The sequence below is a fragment of the Streptomyces sp. SAI-127 genome, from assembly GCF_029894425.1.
GTDB lineage: Bacteria > Actinomycetota > Actinomycetes > Streptomycetales > Streptomycetaceae > Streptomyces.
This window is the reverse complement of sequence record NZ_JARXYJ010000001.1, coordinates 1035798-1053148: the sequence shown is the minus strand read 5'-3', so window position 1 is coordinate 1053148 and position 17351 is coordinate 1035798. Positions and strand designations below refer to the sequence as shown.

The window sequence follows — 17351 nt, the reverse complement described above, 5'->3', positions numbered from 1 at the left end:
TTCCGTCCTGCGGTCACCAGCTCAGCAGCCCGGCGAGTCGTTCCCGGTGGTGGGCCGCGCCGCCCAGCAGCACGGCGTCCGACTGCGCGCGCCGGAAGTACAGGTGCGCGTCGTGCTCCCAGGTGAAGCCCATCCCGCCGTGCAACTGGACGCACTCGGCGGCGACGAACGTGAACGCCTCGCCGCACCAGGACTGCGCCACCGCCGCGGCCTCCGCGAGCGCCTCGGGCGACCCTGCCGCCCGTACCGCCCGGACCACCGCGGACCGGGCGGACTCGACCTGGAGCAGCATGTCCGCGCAGGTGTGCTTGATCGCCTGGAAGCTGCCGATCGCCCGGCCGAACTGCGTGCGGTCCCGCACATGGGCCACCGTCATGTCCAGGGCCGCCTGCGCCCCGCCGAGCTGCTCGGCGGCCAGCGCCACGAAGGCCACGTCGAGGGCGCGGGTGACGACCTCCGTCCCCTCGCCCCCGGCGGTGAGCGCACGCGCCGGGGCTGCGGTGAAGGTGACCACGGCCTGGCCCCGGCTCAGGTCCAGGGTGGGCACCCGGCGGACGGTCACGCCCGGCCCGCGCGGGTCGGCGAGGAAGAGGTCCACGCCGTCGGGGCCGGCGGCCGCGACCACCAGGGCCTCGGTGTCGGCGCCGTCGAGCACGAAGGGTGCGATGCCGTGCAGCGTCGGGGTACTGCCCTGCCAGGTGACGCCGACCGGCACGGCGTCCGGCCGCCACACGCCGTCGGGCGCGGCCACGGCCAGTGCGTGCACCGTGCCTTCTGCCACCGCCGCCAGCGGTGCTTCGGCCGTACCGCAGCCGGCCAGCACCTGCCCGGCCAGCACGGTGGAGGACAGCAGCGGCACGGCGGCCGGCGTTCTGCCCAGTTCCTCGCAGACCACGGCGATCTCCGCGAGGCCGCCGACGCCTCCCACCGCGTCCGGCAGTCCGAGGGCCGCGAGACCCACCTGCCGGCCGAGGGTGTCCCAGAGGGCGGCGTCGATGCCGGGGGCGTGCTCGTCGAACCGGCGCACCGCGGCGATGCCGCCCGCGTCCGCGCACACGGACCGCACGGTCGCGCGCAGATCCTCGAGTTCGGCCTCCGAGGCCTCGGTCGTTCCGGCGGCGGGGCCGGTCATGGTGGTCGTCATGCCGGTGTCCCGTTCTCGCTGTTTCCGCTACCGCTACCGCTTCCGCTTTCGCGCAGCGCGCTGTGTGCCGCCGCCATCCGGGCCACCGGCACGCGGTGCGCGGAGCAGGAGACGTAGTCCAGTCCGACGTCGTCGCAGAACGCGATCGACTCGGGGTCCCCGCCGTGCTCACCGCACACGCCGAGCTTGATGTCCGGCCGTACGCTCCTGGCCCTTTCCAGGGCGAGGGCGATCAGCGCGCCGACGCCGTGCGGATCGAGCCGGGCGAACGGGCTGGCGGTGAGGAATCCACGCTCCTGGTAGGAGGCGAGCACCTGGCGCTCCACGTCGTCCCGGGAGAACCCGTAGGTGAGTTGGGTGAGGTCGTTGGTGCCGAAGGAGAAGAACTCGGCGTGCTCGGCCAGTTCGGCGGCCAGCAGGGCGGCGCGCGGCGTCTCGATCATCGTGCCGAGCCGGTACGGCACCCGGACCCCGGTGCGGGCGGCCACCGTCTCGGCGGCGTCGCGCACGAAAGCGGCGGCGACCTCAAGTTCCTCCGGCAGGCTGACCAGCGGGATCATCACCTCCAGCTGGGGGCGGACGCCGGTGGCGGCGACCTCCACCCAGGCGGAGAAGAGGGCTTCCGCCTGCGCCGGGTACAGCCGCTCGTGGAGCAGCGCCAGGCGTACCCCGCGCAGCCCGAGCATGGGGTTGGCCTCGCGCAGCGACGCGGCCCGCTGTTCCGCCGCCGCGTCCCCGGCCTCGCCGGGAGCGGGCAGGAACTCGTGCAGGGGGGCGTCCAGCAGACGTACGGTCACCGGGCGGTCCCCGACCGCGGCCAGCAGCGCCTTGAAGTCCTCGTGCTGTGCGTGCTCCAGGGCGAGCAGCGCCTCGTCGCGAGCATCCGGGTCGGCGGCCAGGATGACGCTGCGGATCAGGGGCAGCCGGTCGCCGAGGAACTGGTGCTCGGTACGGCACAGGCCCACCCCCTCCGCGCCCAGCGCGACGGCCGTGGTCACCTCCGCCGCGGTGTCGGCGTTGACCCGTACCCCGAGCCGCCGCGAGTCGTCCGCCCACTCGAGCAGGGTGGACAGCTCCGGCGGCGGTCCGGCGACGCTGACACTGAGCGTTCCGGCGTACACCGCGCCGGTACGGCCGTCGAGCGACACCGCGTCGCCCTCGCGCAGCACTCGCTCCCCGATCCGTACCGTGCCGGCCGCCTTGTCCAGCCGCAGCCCCTCGACCCCGCAGACCGCCGGCTTGCCGGCGCCCCGCGCCACCACGGCCGCGTGCGAGGCGATGCCTCCGCTGCCGGTCAGCACCGCGGTGGCGGCCAGCATCCCGGGGACGTCGGCCGGTGTGGTCTCGTGCATCACCAGGACGGCGTGCGCGCCCTCGGCGGCCAGTTCGAGGGCGCGTTCGCTGGACAGTGCGACCGTGCCCGTCGCGGCGCCCGGGGACGCGGGCAGACCCCGTGCCAGGAGTTCCTCGTCGCCGGTCAACTTCAGCTGGGGATGCAGGAGTTCCTGCACCTGGGCGGGGCCGATCCGGCGTACCGCCGCGTCCTTGTCGAGGGCGCCGTCACGGACCAGGTCGACCGCCAGGCACACCGAGGCGCGCAGTGGCGGGCGGCTCTGCGCCGAGGCGGCGAGCAGCGAGACCTCGCCGTCGCGCACCTCGAAGTCGACGGACACGGGTGCGTGCAGATGGCGTTCGAGAGTGAGCAGGGCATGCTCGAGGAGCACCGTGCCTTGCGCGAGCTTCTCCAGCGGTTCGCCGGGGTGCGGGGGCGGTGCGCTGCGGCGTACGCCCCGGAAGAACGAGCCCTGCGGCGAGAAGCGGCCCGTCTCGGGGTGGCGGCTGACCGCCGTGCCGTAGCCGGAGCGGTCGGCGGGACCGATGCGCAGCGCCTGGACGTGCAGCGCGATGTCCAGGTCGGCGGGAAGCTTCTGCGCCTTGCGTGCCCTTCGGGCGCGCGGCGAGTCCCAGCGGGCGAGGACCGCGCGGGCGGCCAGCGCGAGCTGCTCGGCCGGGTCGTCGGGGAAGGGCCGCGCGGCATGTCGAGCGACCAGGGAGAGCAGTGCCTCGACGCGGGCGCGGGGCGCGGGGCTGTCGAGAAGGGCGTCGTCCAGCAGCGCGGCCGGTACGTCGAGGCCGTACTCGGCGATCATCCGCACCGTGGCCGCCCAGACCTCGTCCAGCGCGTCCGCGCGGCCGATGACGGTGCACAGGTCGCCGGCGCTGTCGGGAGTGACTCCGAGACAGGCGAGATCGGGCGGCAGCCCCGCGATGTCCGCCGGCGCGCTCGCCGACAGCCGCAGCAGCAGCGGTCTGGCGGAATCGCCGATGCGACGCCCGGCCAACTGCTCGACGAGTTCGACGGCCGCACGGGCGGTGCCGGGCTCGCCCAGCGAGGCCGCGGCGCCCGCGGGCACCGTCAGCCCCGGCACCACCGTCAGCCCGAGGGCCACCAGCCGGTCCATCGCGACGCCGTGCGTGCCCAGCGCGTCCGCGTCCAGTCCGCGGGTCCGTCCCTGGCCGTACGGCACCAGGGCGAGGCCGGGGGTCTGCTGCGGCGCGTCGACGCCGGGGCGGCGGTCGGTGAGGTTCACCCCTGGCTCCCTCGGACGAGCTGCTCCTCGCGGGCCTCGTCCTCGGCGCGGCTGATGCCCAGGACCAGCAGCAGTTCCTGGTGAAGCCGCATCCACACGGTGTGGTAGGAGTCGCACAGGGGGGAGGCCAGCCACTGCCGGTCGCCGTCGTCGAACCGGTCGAGAGCCTCCTCCAATCCGGTCAGATACCGGCCGCTGTCCGCGAGCAGCCGCTCCAGCCTGCGAAGTACCGGTTGGATGGCCTCGTGCACGTCCTCCAGCATCTCGCGCACCTCGGCGTCGTAGACGCTGTCGCCGTGGTCGTTGACGCTGCCGTCGGGGCGGCACTGCCAGGCCGTGCAGACCTCGCGGATCCGCCTGTTGACCGGCAGGAACGCCTCGTAGACCGCGGTGATCTGCGCTTCGTGCCCGGAGCCGACCGGGATCCGCAGCATCTGCGCGGCGGCCTGCTTGGCGGACTCGGTGGGCAGGACCATCGGCCCCTTCACCATGGCGAGCCCGGCGTCGACCAGCGGGCGGTGCGCGGACTCCTGCGTACCGCGCCACATGCCGCGCAGGACGAGGTCGATGACGGCGTCGGCGAGGGACGGATCGATGGTGTCTGTCCGCTCCACGGCAGCAGAATGCATCTCCACACCTTTGTTCCTGTGGGGGCGCGGACTCAGGCCGCGCGGCGACGGATGCCGGGTCGCAGGGAACTGCGATCTGTGTTGCCCGGAGGTTACGCTCCACCGACCCTGTTAGTGAAGAGGAACTCAAGAAACACTTTGCGACTCCTGGTCCGCCGACCGCTCGGCCGCCGCCCTGGCGCGGGACCGGGCGGCGAGGAACGACTCCATCGCGCCCTGGGCCTCCGTGCCGCCCGCCAGGACGGCTATGGAGCGCGCCTCCTCGGCGAGTTGCTCCTCCAGCGGCGCTTCGGATCCGGCCCGCAACAGCGCCTTCGCGGCCCGCAGTGCGTCCCGTGATCCCGCGGCCAGGGCGGCGGCCGTCCGGTAGGCCGTGTCGTCCAGTTCGGCGTCCTCCGCGACCCGGGACACCAGGCCCCATCCCTCGGCGTCGTCGCCGGTCAGCACCCGGTTGGTGAGGATCAGATCCGCGGCCCGGCGTGGGCCCAGCAGGCGCTGGAGCACCCAGGACGCGCCGCAGTCCGGGGTGAGCCCGATCGCCGTGTAGGCCAGCCGGAAGCGTGCCGAGCGGGCCGCCACCACGATGTCGCCCGTCAGTGCGAGACCTACTCCGCCGCCCGCCGCGGCACCGCGCACGGCGGTCACCACCGGCACGGGCAGCTCGTGCAGGGTCCGCACGGCCGCGTGGCACGCGGTCGCGACCGCGTGCACATAGGGGCCGGTCTCCGTGCCCCGGCCCGCGAAGGCGCGCAGGTCACCGCCGACGCAGAAGTTCCCGCCCGCCGCCCGCAGCAGGACCGCGCCGCCGGGGTCGCGGGCGAGGTCGGAGGCCGCGTCGCGCAGCGCCTCGGCGGTCGGAAGGTCCAGGGCGTTTCCGCGGCCGGGATCGTCCAGCAACAGTTCCACGATCCCGTCGGAGTGGCGGACGACCCGGACCGGTTGGGTGCTCATCGGAGGTCTTCTCCCATCGTTGGCGCAGCTCGTCGGGGATCGGGCTCACATACTGGGCCCGCCCTAAAGTTTCGGTGACCCCAGGTCCTCTTCTGGTCACAAATGAGGGCTGTGCGGAAGAGGATCGCTCTCACCCCTCGGGAAAGATACTTGACCCGTTGTACAGTTTCTACGACGCGACGGGCACCGGCGCCCGTACGCCCGTCGGCCGGAGGAACCATGCCGATCCAGTTCGATGTCGATCCGTCCGTCGCCCGGCTCGCTGAGGCCACCGCCGAGTTCGTCCGCGACGTGGTGATCCCGGCCGAGCGCGGGTGCGGCGGTTCCGTTCACGACGCTCCGCACGCGCTGCGGGAGACCCTGCAGAAGGGCGCCCGTGAGGCGGGCGTCTTCGCGCCGCACCTTCCCGAGCGGTGGGGCGGACACGGCCTGGACCTGCGGGGGCAGGCCGTGGTGTTCGAAGCCGCCGGGTATTCGGTGCTCGGCCCGCTGGCACTGAACTGTGCGGCCCCTGACGAGGGAAACATGCACCTGCTGGAGAAGGTGGCTACCGAGGAGCAGCAGGAGCGCTATCTGCGCCCGCTGGCAGCCGGTGAGTACCGTTCCTGCTTCGCGATGACCGAGCCGGCGCCCGGCGCCGGCGCCGACCCCCGGGCGCTGCGGACGACGGCCGTGCGGGTTCCCGGCGGCTGGCGCATCGACGGGCACAAGTGGTTCATCACCGGGGCCGGCGGTGCCGACTTCACCATCGTGATGGCCCGCACCGAGGGCGGCCCCGGCAGTCCGGGCGGCGCGACCATGTTCCTCGTCGACGCCGGCACCCCCGGTATGCGCATCGTCAGGAACATCGACACCCTCGACGAGAGCTTCTTCGCCGGTCACGGCGAGATCGTGTTCGAAAACTGCGTGGTCGCCGAGGAACAGGTGCTCGGCCAGGTGGACCGGGGCTTCGAGAACGCCCAGGTCCGCCTCGGCCCCGCCCGGCTGACGCACTGCATGCGCTGGCTCGGGTCCGCACGTCGCGCCCAGGACGTCGCGCTCGAGCACGCGGGGAGCCGCGAGGCCTTCGGCTCACTGCTGGGGGACCTCGGCATGGTGCAGCAGATGCTCGCCGACTCCGAGATCGACATCGAGGCGAGCCGCGCGCTGATCTGGCGTACCGCATGGGAGTTGGACACCGGCTCCAGGGCCGCCGCGCAGTTCTCCTCGGTGTCCAAGGTCTTCGTGGCGGAGGCGGTGGGCCGGGTGGTCGACCGGTCGGTGCAGATCTGCGGGGCGCTCGGCATCTCGGCTTCGGACGCCCCGCTGGCGCGGCTGATCCGGGAGGTGCGGCCGTTCCGGATCTACGACGGCCCGTCCGAGACCCACCGGTTCGCCATCGCCCGCCGCGTGGTGAAGCCGTACCGGCAGCCTCGTCCGGCCGGAGTTGCTGGGGTCGCCGGAGCCGCTGGAGCCGCCGGGGTCGCTGGGGTCGCCGGGCCTGTTGAGTCCGTCGGGGCGGTCGGGGTCGCCGGGCCTGTTGAGTCCGTCGGGGCGGTCGGGGTCGCAGGGGTCGCCGGGCCTGTTGGGGCCGTCGGGGCGGTCGGGGTCGCCGAGCCTGTCGGGGTCGCCGGAGCCGCCGGGGTCGCCGGGGTTGCCGGGCCTGTCGGAGCCGCCGGGATCGTCGGAGCCGCGGGGGCCGCCGGGACCGCCGGGGCCGCCGGGGGCGACGGATCGGCCGGATCTGCCGGGGCTGCTGGAACTGCCGGATCCTGAGGGGCCGTCACCCGCGGCCGTAGTTTCTGCTCATTGACTACAACCCCGCGGGTGGGCCGTCCCGAGTGCACCGCGACGGGCCTCGGCGACGGACATCCGCCCGCCCGGGCCGGTCGGGGCTCGGGCGGGCGGATCCGTGCGTGGGGCCAGGTGTCAGACCAGCGGCCACAGCGCCGCGGTCAGGACGAAACCGGCGCAGCCCATCACGGTCGTCTGGACCGTCCAGGTGCGCAGGCCCGCCGCCACGTCGAGACCGGCCAGCTTGGTGAACATCCAGAACCCGGCGTCGTTGATGTGGGACAGCGTCAGCGCACCCGCGCCCATCGCCAGGGCGACCAGGGACAGTTGACCGGTCGACAGGTCGGCGCGGTGCAGCAGCGGGGTGAGGATGCCGGCGGTCGTGATGAGGGCGACGGTCGCCGAGCCCTGGGCCGCGCGCAGGGCGAGGGCGGTCAGGAAGCCGAGCACCAGCACGGGCAGCCCTGTGCGGTCCAGGACGTCGGCGATCGCGTCGCCGATGCCGCTGGCGACCAGGACCTTGCCGAAGACACCGCCCGCTCCGGCGACGAGGATGACCATCGCGACGGGCGGCAGCGCGGAGCCCATGACCTCGGCGATGCGCCCGCGGTCCCAGCCGCGCCGGGCGCCCAGGAACCAGCCGCACAGGGCGACGTCGATGAGCAGGGCCACCATCGGGGCGCCGAGTACGGTCAGGACGGCACGCAGGGTGGAGCCCTCGGCGAGCGCGTTCTGGCCGATCGTGCCGAGGAGGATCAGCAGGATCGGCGTCACGATCAGCGCCAGGACCATGCCGAAGGACGGCGGTCGGACGCCGGTCTGGGACGGGGCGGGCTTGGTGAGCACGGCGGTGCCGTGGCCGTCCGGCACAGAAGCCGGTGTGCCGCCACCTCCGTATCCGGCCTCCGGCTCGCCGTACACCTCCGCGTGGACCGCCGGGTCCATCGGGTACTCGCGGCGCGTCAGGCGGCGGGACACGAAGTAGCCGAGCAACGCGACGACCGCCGTGACGGGCAGGCCGAGGAGCAGCATCAGGCCCTGGCTGGCACCGATCGTCGCGGCCACCGCGACCGCGCCCGGGTGCGGCGGCAGGAAGGCGTGCACGGTGAGCATCGCGGCGGCCATCGGCAGCGCGTAGATCAGCAGCGGCTTGCGGGCGGCGCGGGCGACGCCGTACGCGATCGGCATCAGGATGATCAGACCGACCTCGAAGAAGACAGGGATGCCGAGGACGAACCCGGCGACGGTCAGGGCGAGCGGGGTGCGCCGGGACCCGAACTTCTCGATGAGGGAGTGGGCGAACGCGTGGGCGCCGCCGGAGAGTTCGATGATCCGGCCGATCATCGCGCCCAGGGCGATGATGGTGGCGATGTGGCCGAGGGTGGCGCCCATGCCGTCCTCGATGGTCTTCACCAGGTCGGCGGCGGGCACGCCCGCGGCGAGCGCGACGCCGATGCTGACGACGACCAGCGCCACGAACGGCTGCACCTTGGCTCTGAGGATGAGCAGCAGCAGGGTCGCCACACCGGCGACCGCGATGGTGAGCAGGGCGGTGTGGCTCATCGGCCCTCTCCTTCCGGGGAAGCTGCGGGGAATGCCGCAGGGGCTGTTTCTGCTGATATTTCCGGCGACTTGGGGGACAGGACGGTGACGACGGAGGAGTCGTCGCGGGCGGCGAGTCCGGCCCGCTCGCCGAGCAGGTAGAGCTGTTCGGCCGCGGCGGCGAGCGGCACCGGGACGTGGGCGTCCCTGGCGATGCCGGTGACGATGCCCATGTCCTTGACGAAGATGTCGAGCCGCGACCTGACCTCGACCTCGGCGCCGTCCTCGTACGTCTGGACCATGCGCGGCCCGCGGTCGGCGAACATGAACGACCCCGCCGCCCCGTGCTTGAGGCTCTCCACGACCGTGCCCGGGTCGAGCCCGAGCCCGCGGGCGAGCGCGATCGCCTCGGCGGCGGCCGCGATGTGCACCCCGGCGAGCAGCTGGTTGACGGCCTTCATGGCCTGCCCGTCGCCGGGGCGCGGGCCGACGACCGTGAGGGTGGAGGAAAGCAGGTCGAGGACCGGCCGGGCCGTCTTCAGCGCCGCGTCCTCGGCGCCCACGACGATCAGCAGATCGCCGTTTCCGGCGCGCACCGGGCCACCGCTGACCGGCGCGTCCACGATCAGCACACCGTGCTCGGCGAGCCGCGCCGCGGTGGAGCGGGCCGCCTCGGGGCCGACGGTGCTGGTGAGAATCACGACCGCGCCGGGGCGAAGGGCCTCGGCGGCCCCGTTCGCGCCGAACAGGGCACCTTCTACCTGCACTTGGTCGCGTACGGCGAGTACGACGACGTCGGCGTCACGAGCTGCCTCGGCCGGGGACGCGGCGTCCCGGGCCCCCTCGGAAGCGGCGATCGCGGCTCGCCGGTCGGCGGCGATGTCGTAGACGGACACGGCCAGTTCACCGGCCAGCCGGCGCGCCATGGGCATTCCCATGGCGCCCAGGCCGATGACGGCCGTGCGGGGACGGGGGTGCGCAGACATCTTTGTCCTCCTGAGGACGAGCGGGGCGGGGAGGACCCCGGCGGAACAGAGCGGGCCGCTGCACGGGGATGACGCAGGGGCGCAGGGGTGGCTTCGGACGCGGCTCGCGAGGGTGATGCGACGCGGCGTGTGGTCGTACGGCGGTCTGATGCCCTACGACGACGAGGTGCGGTTCGTGATGATCAGTGAGGGTCGGTCGGAGTGGGGCTCAGGCGGCCGATGACCTGCAGGGCGGTGTCCCTGACGGCGTCGCGGCCCGCCGACCAGACGGAGACGACGTCGGAGCCGGGCAGCGCGGACGGGAGGTTCGCGCGGACGGCGTCCAGGTAGGCGCGGCGCAGTTCGGCGTTGACGTTGACCTTGGCGACGCCTCGGGCTAGAGCGCCGTGGAGTTCCTCGACGGGCAGGCCGCTGGCCCCGTGCAGGACGAGCGGGACCGGTACGGCCTCGTGGATCGCGGCCAGCCGGTCGAGGTCGAGGCGGACCGGGTGCTTGGTGAAGCCGTGGACGTTGCCGACGGCGACGGCGAGCGCGTCCACGCCCGTCGCGGCCACGAACTCGGCCGCCTGGGCGGGGTCGGTCATCGCCGTGTCCGTGGCGACGGCGTCGGTGGAGATGTCCTCGTCGCCGGGCAGGGCGCCCAACTCGGCCTCCACCCAGGCGCCGTGGTGGCGGGCCCGCCGTACGGCCTCCTTGGTCAGCGCGATGTTCTCGGCGAACGGCAGGTGGGAGCCGTCGACCATGACGGAGGTGTAGCCCGCTTCCAGACAGACGGTGATCTCGTCGAGGTCCCGGCTGTGGTCGAGGTGCACCCCGAGGCGGGCGGTGGGGGAGTCCTCGGCGGCGTCCAGCGCCAGCCGCATCAGGGCTTCGCGGCCCGCGTGCTTGAAGGGTCCGGCGCCCGCTTGGATGAGGACCGGCCGTCCGGCGGCCTCGGCGGCGGCCGTGATGCCCTGGACCGTCTCGAGGTTGTAGGCGACGAACCCGGGCAGGGCGTGTCCGGTGGCCGCGGCCTGCTGCAGGGCGTCGGTTCCGTGCAGCATCATCGTGCGCTCCGGAGCAGGTCGAGGGCGTCGGCGAGGGCGTCGGGGCCGCCGACGTTGCCGGCGAAGACGATGTAGGGGATGCCTGCGGCGGGGCCGTCGACCGGTTCCCAGAGCGAGACGATGCCGGGCAGCAGGGTGCCCCGGGCCCAGGCGCGGCGGATCTCCAGACCGTGCGTGGCGGTGTCGCTGGAGGTGATGCCGCCCTTGGCGACGACGAAGGCGGGCCGTCGGATGGCGTTGACCTGCCGTACGGCCTCGACGAGCGCGGCGGAGACCCGGCGGGAGATCGCCAGGCTGTCCTCCGCGTCGGCACCGGTCACCAGGGTGCGCGAGGTGCGGATCACGGCGTCGGACGTCTCCAGCGCGCCGGCCGCGGCGGCCGCGACCTCGGCGATGTGCCCGTCCCGCCGCTCCTCGTCGAGCAGGAGGCCCACGTCGAGCTCGTACTCGGCGATCCCGCCGCGCTCCCGCAGCCGGTCCAACTGCCGTGTCGTCAGCGACACATGGGACCCTACGGCGATCAGCCCGTGCGGCGCGTCGCCGCGCAGCGGCCGCAGTTCGGCCGGGGTGAGAGGCGCCCGCCCGGCCTGCCCCGCACGGGCTCGGACGAAGGAGGGCCCGACCCGGTACAGCAGCCGGGTGCCGTTGGTCTCGGCCTCGGTGAGGGCCAGGGCGAGCACGCGCAGGTCGTCGTCGCACACCGCGTCGACCACGGCCGTACGACCGCCGCTCAACGAGGACAGCAGCCGCGCCGTGTGCGCCGGGCCGCCGCCACGCAGGTCGTCGAGGGTGACGCGCAGGACCTCGTCGGCGGCCGTGCGCCCGCCGGTCTTCTCCTCGACCCACTCGGGCAGCGAGGAGCTGCGGTAGCCGAAGGTGGCGTCACGGGCGAACTCGCTCTCGCCCACCGGGAGGAGGCCGTCCGCGGTGCGCATCCAGTGGCGGGAGTCGACGGTCAGCCGGCCGGCCTCGATGTAGGCGGGGACCAGCACGACACCGTCCACGGTGCCGAGTTCCTCGGCGAGGACGTCGGTCTCCAGCGGGAAGTGGCCACGCAGGGTGGAGTCGCCGCGGCTGGCCAGGACGTAGTCGGTGTCTTCGGCCTTCGACGCCGTCTGCAGGGCGCGGACGACCTCGCGGTTGCGGGTGGCGGCGTGCTCCGGGGACAGGCTGCGGGTGTTGGTGAGGACGAAGAAGGCGGTGCTGTCCTGGCGTAGCGCCCAGCGCAGGTCGTCCACCGTCCAGGAGGTCAGGACGGGGACGTCGGCGACGGTCTGGGTGCCGGTCGGGTCGTCGTCGAGGACGACGAGACGGGGGCCGCCGGACATGCGGGCGGCCACCTCGGAGGCGCTCACCTCCCGTACCGGGGGGAGTCCTTCCAGCACCGCGGCCTCGGCGACGGGGCCCGTCCGGGCATGGCGGGGTAGGGACATGGCGAATTCCTGTTGCTGCGTGGGAGTCGGGGGAGGGGACGTCAGGCGAGGTCGCGCTTGATCACATGGGCGCGCAGGTCGTCGGCGGTCTGGTTCATGTGCCCGTCCATCGCGGTCCGGGCGGCGTCGGGGCTGCCGGACTCCAGCGCCGCGAGGACCGTCTCGTGGTGCGCGATGGCATTCGTACGGATCTCGGGGACGGCCGAGGTCTCCCGGCGCCCCTCGACGAGCAGCGGCCCGAACGGCTCGAACAGCAGCGGGACGAACAGATTGCCCGTCGCCCGCATCACCGTGTCGTGGAAGTCGATGTCGGCCTGCACGAACTGCTCGGTGTCGCCCACCTCGGCGGCCTCGCGCATGACGGCGAGATGCCGGCGCAGCTCCTCCAGGTCCTCCTCGGTACGACGCGAGGCGGCGAGCTCGCACGCGCCGTTCTCTATGAGCCGGCGCGCCTCGATCAGACGCTCCGACAGGGCGCCGCTCGCGGTACGCGAGGCCGCCCGCACCACCGGCTCCAGCGCCGTCCACCGGTCCGGCGGGTTGACGTAGGTGCCCCGGCCGCGCACCACCCGTACGACGTTCTGCGCCCGCAGATGCTTGACCGCCTCACGCACGGTCAGCCGGCTGACCCCACCCTGCTCCGAGAGTTCTCCCTCGGGCGGGAGGGCGGAGTCCGGCGGGTACTGACCGTCGATGATCGCGGTGAGCAGCTGCTCGGCGAGGTCGTCGGAGAGTGACATGGCGAGAACCTCTTCGTTCGGTGATCACATCTGACATCAGACATCTGATGTCTATGTGGGCGTAACGATGGCAGCCGCGGGAAAGGGAGTCAATACCTTGGTCGGAGCGATGTGGAGGCGGCTCCGCCTGGTGTTCTCCCGCCCGCCCTCGGGTACGTCATCCGCCCGAGGCGTCGTCGGCCTCCCAGCGCAGCAGGTCGCCCGGCTGGCACTTGAGCACCTCGCAGAGCGCGGCGAGCGTCGCGAAGCGTACCGCCTTGGCGCGGCCGTTCTTGAGTACCGCCAGGTTGGCGGGCGTGATCCCCACGCGGTCCGCGAGCTCGCCCACGGACATCTTCCGCCTGGCCAGCATGACGTCGATGTCGACGGTGATCGGCATCAGATCACCTCGTCCAACTCGGCCTGCATCTGCGCCGCTTCGACGTCGCGAGCGACGGCCTGGGCGAGCAGCATCCGCAGTACGAGCACGATGAGCGCGACCCCCAGGATGGCCAGGCCGATGCCGCCCATGATGACGGTGACGCCCGGGTCGTCCCGCTGGCCGGGCGCATTGACGATGGTGACCGCGAACCACACGAGGGCTGCCGCCACGATCGCGCCGATGACCCCGTCCACGTACCGGAAGGCGGCGTGGGAGAACACGGTTCCGCGTCGCACCATCGTCACCAGCCGCCCCACGCAGACCACGGCGACCTGGACCGAGACCATGCCCAGGACCGTGATCACGCGCAGAGCGGTCAGCGGGAGGGACCCGTCCTCCGGATCCCTCCCGCTCACCAACGTCCATACCATCAACACCTGTACCAGCACGGTGCCGACGAGCACCACCACGAGCATGACCCGCAGCGCACCCACGGTCAGCTTTCCCATGTCCCGTCCTTCCATCGAATCGCGATGGAAACCTATCGAAAGTCGATAGGTTGGGCAAGGCCTGAGGTAGGGGACTGGGGCAAGGGCCGAGACGGAAGACGGGCCGTTGTTTCGTACCGAGGCGGGCTGCCGCCGCTTCCGATGCCACCGGACCACGCCGAAGTCCTGCTCCCGCAACGAGCGTTCAGCCCGGCGGAGGTGCCGGCTGAGGAGGTCGGCGAGCGGGGCGGCCAGGCGATACCTGCCCAAGGTCCCGTCGACAGTTGCCTCTTGCTTGCCGGGGTGGGGTGATGTTGCCGGTTCGGGGCACTCGGGAGGTAACACATCAGCTCACGCCAGGAGGTACGTCATGATCGCGCTCGGCATCATCCTGCTCATCGTCGGTTTCCTCACCGGCATATCGATCTTGTGGACCCTTGGCATCATCCTGGCCGTGGTGGGCGCGGTTTTCTGGGTGATGGGATCCGCGGGGCACGCCGTCGCCGGCCGACGCCACTATTGGTGACCGCGGCGGTCATCGAACGGCGCTACGGAATCTCGATGTCTTCTCGCGCAAGTCGAGCCGCACCGTTCAGGACGCGGGGCAGCTTCCGCTTCGGCCGGGCGCCCCGCGATCCTGGACGGCCGCGCTCGGTGAGCGCAGCGGCTGGATCCCTCGCGTGTGGTGACCCCCTCGGCGGTGCCGCCGAACCAGCACAACAGGCCCGTGCAGCACAGGCGATGCTCAACTGAGGTTGTGGGCCCTCTTCTTTTTGCTTGAAGTCGCCGTCCTCGGCGGCCATCGCTCCGACGTTGACCAGCGCGCCGTTGTTTCCGGCCAGGCGCGAGGATTCGAAGAGTTCCCGAGCATCGTCACGGTCCAGCGCGACCGTGTGAAGGCCCTTGGCCGTCACCCGCCCGCGTCGACACCCGCGCCGAACCGGTCCGGAGCACAGGCCCCGGACCGGCTGCGTGGGAATGGGGGGCGTCAGCCGGCCGTGGGCACGGGGTCGCGGTCCGATCCGGCCGCTTCGGTCTCTTCGGGCTTCGCGCTGGGCGCGGGGTCGGCGTGCGGCTTCGGACCATCCTGCGGTTCATGGGCGCGCTCGGCCTGGGGAGCGGCGACATACGGGATCTCGCCACGCAGGACGGCCCTGGCGCGGCTCTCGTCGAGCTGCCCCTCCCACTTGGCCACCGCCAGGGTGGCGACGCCGTTGCCCACGACGCTGGTCAGAGCACGGGCCTCGGACATGAAGCGGTCGATGCCGAAGATGAGGGCCAGGGCGGCGACGGGTACGTGCGGCACGGCGCTGAGCGTGGCGGCCAGGGCGATGAATCCCGAGCCGGTGACACCGGCGGCGCCCTTGGAGGTGAGCAGCATGACCGCGAGCATCGACAGCTGCTGGGCGAGGCTGAGGTCGATGCCGAGGGCCTGGGCGAGGAAGACCGAGCCCATGGTCAGGTAGATCGCGGTGCCGTCGAGGTTGAAGGAGTAGCCGGCGGGCAGTGTGATGCCCACGACCGGCTTGGAGGCGCCCGCGTGCTGGAGTTTGGCCATCATGCGCGGCAGTACTGGCTCGCTGGACGACGTGCCGAGGACGATCAGCAGCTCCTCCTTGATGTAGCGGAGGAAGGGCAGCAGGCGCAGGCCGTTGATGCGCATGACCGTGCCGAGGACGACCAGGACGAAGAACAGGGCGGTGAGCCAGAAGGAGCCGACCAGTAGAAAGAGGTGCCGCAGGGTGTCCAGACCGTAGTTGCCGATGGTGAAGGCCATGGAGCCGAAGGCACCGATCGGGGCCAATTGCGTGATCCAGCGGATGAGCGTGAACAGGACCCTGGACAGCTTCTCGATCCCCTGGGTGATCCCCGCACCCGCCTCGCCGGCGGCGTTCAGTCCGAAACCGAACAGGACCGAGACCAGAAGCACCGGCAGGATCTCGTGGCCGGTCAGCGCGCTGGGCAGGGTGTCCGGAATGTTGGAGAGAACGAAGGCGGCGACACTCTCGTGGCTCTGGGTGGCCTCCGGCGGCAGTCCCTCGGTGGAGAGTGTGGAGGGAACGACGTGCAGTTCGCTCCCGGGCCGGACGATGTTGACGACGACCAGGCCGATCACCATGGCGACGGTGGTCAGAACCTTGAAGTAGATCAGCGCTTTGAGGCTGACCCGGCCGACGGCGCGCGCGTTGCCCATGGAGGCGATGCCGTGGACGACCGTGCAGAAGACGACGGGCGCGATCATCATGCGTACGAGCGCGATGAAGCCGTCGCCCAGGGGCTTCAGGTCGGCTCCGAAGGACGGCCACAGCCAGCCGACCGCTGCTCCGGCGAGGACGCCGATCAGGCACTGGACGTAGAGCAGGGACAGCAGTCGGCGGATGCGGCCGGGTGGAGCGGTGACGGTGCCCGGGGCGGCGTCGTTGCGGCTCATGCGGGGCGTCCTTCCAGGACGGGAACGAGGAGTTCGGCTCGGGCGATGCGGCGGGCGGCGCGGTGCAGCAGCACCGTGGGGGACGCGCCCTCCGCTGCGGGGACGGCTCGGGCGGTGATGACACCGGCCGGGGTGCCCAGGCGCAGCGTGCCGTCGGCGGTCTGCCGGGCGACGCGGTGGGCGAGGGTGCCGGGGGTGGCGGCTGCGGTGGCCAGCGCGACGGCCGAGGTGAGACCGATCGCCGGGTGGGGTGCGTGCATCGAGACCATGCGGACGGCCAGGTCGTACTCGTCCGGTCCGACCGGGGTGCCGTCGGTGGTGCGGTAGGCGGCGGGGCGGGCGACGACGCCGACCTTCGGCAGGGCGTGGCTCACGGGATCGTGCTCCTTGGCCAGGCCCGCGGCCGGACAGCCCCTGTTGGAGCGGCACGCGCGGGGTGTCACGCTCACCGACGCGGGACGCGCACTGGCCGAGCGCGGGGAGCGGATCAAGCGCGAGCTGACGGCTGCGGAGAACGAGCTCGCCGACTTCGCGGGACTGCGTGCAGGCACCCTCCGGGTCGGCACCTTCCCCACCGTCGGCGCCTCCCTCCTCCCGCGGGCCGTGATCGCCTTCCGGGAAGCGCACCCCGACGTACGGCTGACGGTGCGCAGCGCCCGTATCGCGGGCCTGTGGGCGATGCTGGAGAACCGGGAGATCGAGATGTCCCTGATGTGGGACTACGACTGGAACCGCATCGACCGCGAGGACATCGTCGTCACCTCACTCGCGGACGACCCACCTGCGCTCCTCGTCAGCAACGACCACCCGCTCGCAGCCCGGCCCCTGGCCGCCCTCGCCGACCTCGCGAACGACCCCTGGATCACCCGTGCCGAGAACCATCCGGTGGCCGAGGCCCTCGCCCGCAGCTGCCACGCAGCCGGGTTCGAGCCGCAGATCGCCTACGAGGCCCACGACTATCAGGAGGCCCAGGCCATGGTCGCCGCCGGCATCGGCGTCGCCCTCGCCCCCACCCTCGCCCTGGAAGGCATCCGAGCGGGCGTCAGCGTCCTGCCTCTGCAACCCCCCGCCCGGTGCGCCGCATTCTCCTCGTGCGCATGAGCGACCACGTCCTCACCCCTGCCGCCCTGGCCTTCGCGGGATTCCTTCGCGACAGCGCGGCGTCTTCGCTGAAACAACCATGATCCCGAGCTGAGCGGGACCCCGGGTGCCGGGTTCGGCACCCGGGGCGAGGGA

14 protein-coding genes and 2 pseudogenes are annotated in these 17351 nt (G+C 72.5%); 3 read left to right on the top strand and 13 right to left on the bottom strand.

Annotated elements, in window-relative coordinates:
• Positions 1-13: 13 nt before the first annotated feature.
• The 4 genes from M2157_RS05075 to M2157_RS05060 form a co-directional block, all read right to left on the bottom strand.
• On the bottom strand, positions 14-1144 hold the full coding sequence (locus tag M2157_RS05075; RefSeq protein ID WP_280864560.1) for an acyl-CoA dehydrogenase family protein: 1131 nt from the start codon (positions 1142-1144) through the stop codon (positions 14-16).
• A complete protein-coding gene (locus M2157_RS05070; protein WP_280864559.1) occupies positions 1141-3735 on the bottom strand; it encodes a putative PEP-binding protein in 2595 nt (864 codons plus the stop codon). The genes M2157_RS05075 and M2157_RS05070 overlap by 4 nt, the downstream gene beginning before the upstream one ends.
• Positions 3732-4349, bottom strand: coding sequence for a hypothetical protein (locus M2157_RS05065; RefSeq protein ID WP_280864558.1), 618 nt, complete (start codon positions 4347-4349; stop codon positions 3732-3734). The genes M2157_RS05070 and M2157_RS05065 overlap by 4 nt, the downstream gene beginning before the upstream one ends.
• A gap of 141 nt (positions 4350-4490) precedes the next feature.
• Entirely contained in the window at positions 4491-5315 is an 825-nt protein-coding gene (locus tag M2157_RS05060) for an enoyl-CoA hydratase-related protein (RefSeq protein WP_280864556.1), read from the bottom strand.
• A gap of 219 nt (positions 5316-5534) precedes the next feature.
• Between M2157_RS05060 and M2157_RS05055 the strand changes: the two are divergent.
• Positions 5535-6713, top strand: a pseudogene (locus M2157_RS05055) (acyl-CoA dehydrogenase family protein); the annotation flags it as partial.
• Between the two features lie 510 nt (positions 6714-7223).
• On the opposite strand, the gene M2157_RS05050 reads toward M2157_RS05055, so the two are convergent.
• From M2157_RS05050 to M2157_RS05020, 7 genes are all read right to left on the bottom strand, one after another.
• A complete protein-coding gene (locus tag M2157_RS05050) occupies positions 7224-8651 on the bottom strand; it encodes a GntP family transporter (RefSeq protein ID WP_280864555.1) in 1428 nt (475 codons plus the stop codon).
• Positions 8648-9616, bottom strand: a complete 969-nt coding sequence (locus M2157_RS05045; RefSeq protein ID WP_280864554.1) for an NAD(P)-dependent oxidoreductase — start codon at positions 9614-9616, stop codon at positions 8648-8650. The genes M2157_RS05050 and M2157_RS05045 overlap by 4 nt, the downstream gene beginning before the upstream one ends.
• A 182-nt stretch (positions 9617-9798) precedes the next feature.
• Entirely contained in the window at positions 9799-10662 is an 864-nt protein-coding gene (locus M2157_RS05040) for a class II fructose-bisphosphate aldolase (protein WP_280864553.1), read from the bottom strand.
• Entirely contained in the window at positions 10659-12095 is a 1437-nt protein-coding gene (locus tag M2157_RS05035; RefSeq protein WP_280864552.1) for a four-carbon acid sugar kinase family protein, read from the bottom strand. The genes M2157_RS05040 and M2157_RS05035 overlap by 4 nt, the downstream gene beginning before the upstream one ends.
• 41 nt (positions 12096-12136) lie before the next feature.
• A complete protein-coding gene (locus M2157_RS05030) occupies positions 12137-12835 on the bottom strand; it encodes a FadR/GntR family transcriptional regulator (RefSeq protein ID WP_266512689.1) in 699 nt (232 codons plus the stop codon).
• Positions 12836-12992: 157 nt separating this feature from the next.
• Positions 12993-13214: a helix-turn-helix transcriptional regulator gene (locus tag M2157_RS05025; RefSeq protein WP_280860579.1), complete on the bottom strand. Its 222-nt coding sequence runs from the start codon at positions 13212-13214 to the stop codon at positions 12993-12995.
• A complete protein-coding gene (locus M2157_RS05020; protein ID WP_280864551.1) occupies positions 13214-13705 on the bottom strand; it encodes a DUF2975 domain-containing protein in 492 nt (163 codons plus the stop codon). The genes M2157_RS05025 and M2157_RS05020 overlap by 1 nt, the downstream gene beginning before the upstream one ends.
• A 349-nt stretch (positions 13706-14054) precedes the next feature.
• Between M2157_RS05020 and M2157_RS05015 the strand changes: the two genes are divergently transcribed.
• Entirely contained in the window at positions 14055-14210 is a 156-nt protein-coding gene (locus tag M2157_RS05015; protein ID WP_266512695.1) for a DUF6131 family protein, read from the top strand.
• Between the two features lie 462 nt (positions 14211-14672).
• Here M2157_RS05015 and dctA read toward each other — a convergent pair whose 3' ends face one another.
• Both dctA and M2157_RS05005 read right to left on the bottom strand, forming a co-directional pair.
• Positions 14673-16115, bottom strand: a complete 1443-nt coding sequence (dctA, locus tag M2157_RS05010; protein WP_280864550.1) for a C4-dicarboxylate transporter DctA — start codon at positions 16113-16115, stop codon at positions 14673-14675.
• Positions 16112-16489: a PrpF domain-containing protein gene (locus M2157_RS05005; protein ID WP_280864549.1), complete on the bottom strand. Its 378-nt coding sequence runs from the start codon at positions 16487-16489 to the stop codon at positions 16112-16114. The genes dctA and M2157_RS05005 overlap by 4 nt, the downstream gene beginning before the upstream one ends.
• 28 nt (positions 16490-16517) lie before the next feature.
• On the opposite strand from M2157_RS05005, the pseudogene M2157_RS05000 reads away from it, so the two are divergent.
• Positions 16518-17299, top strand: a pseudogene (locus M2157_RS05000) (LysR substrate-binding domain-containing protein); the annotation flags it as partial.
• Between the last annotated feature and the right edge of the window lie 52 nt (positions 17300-17351).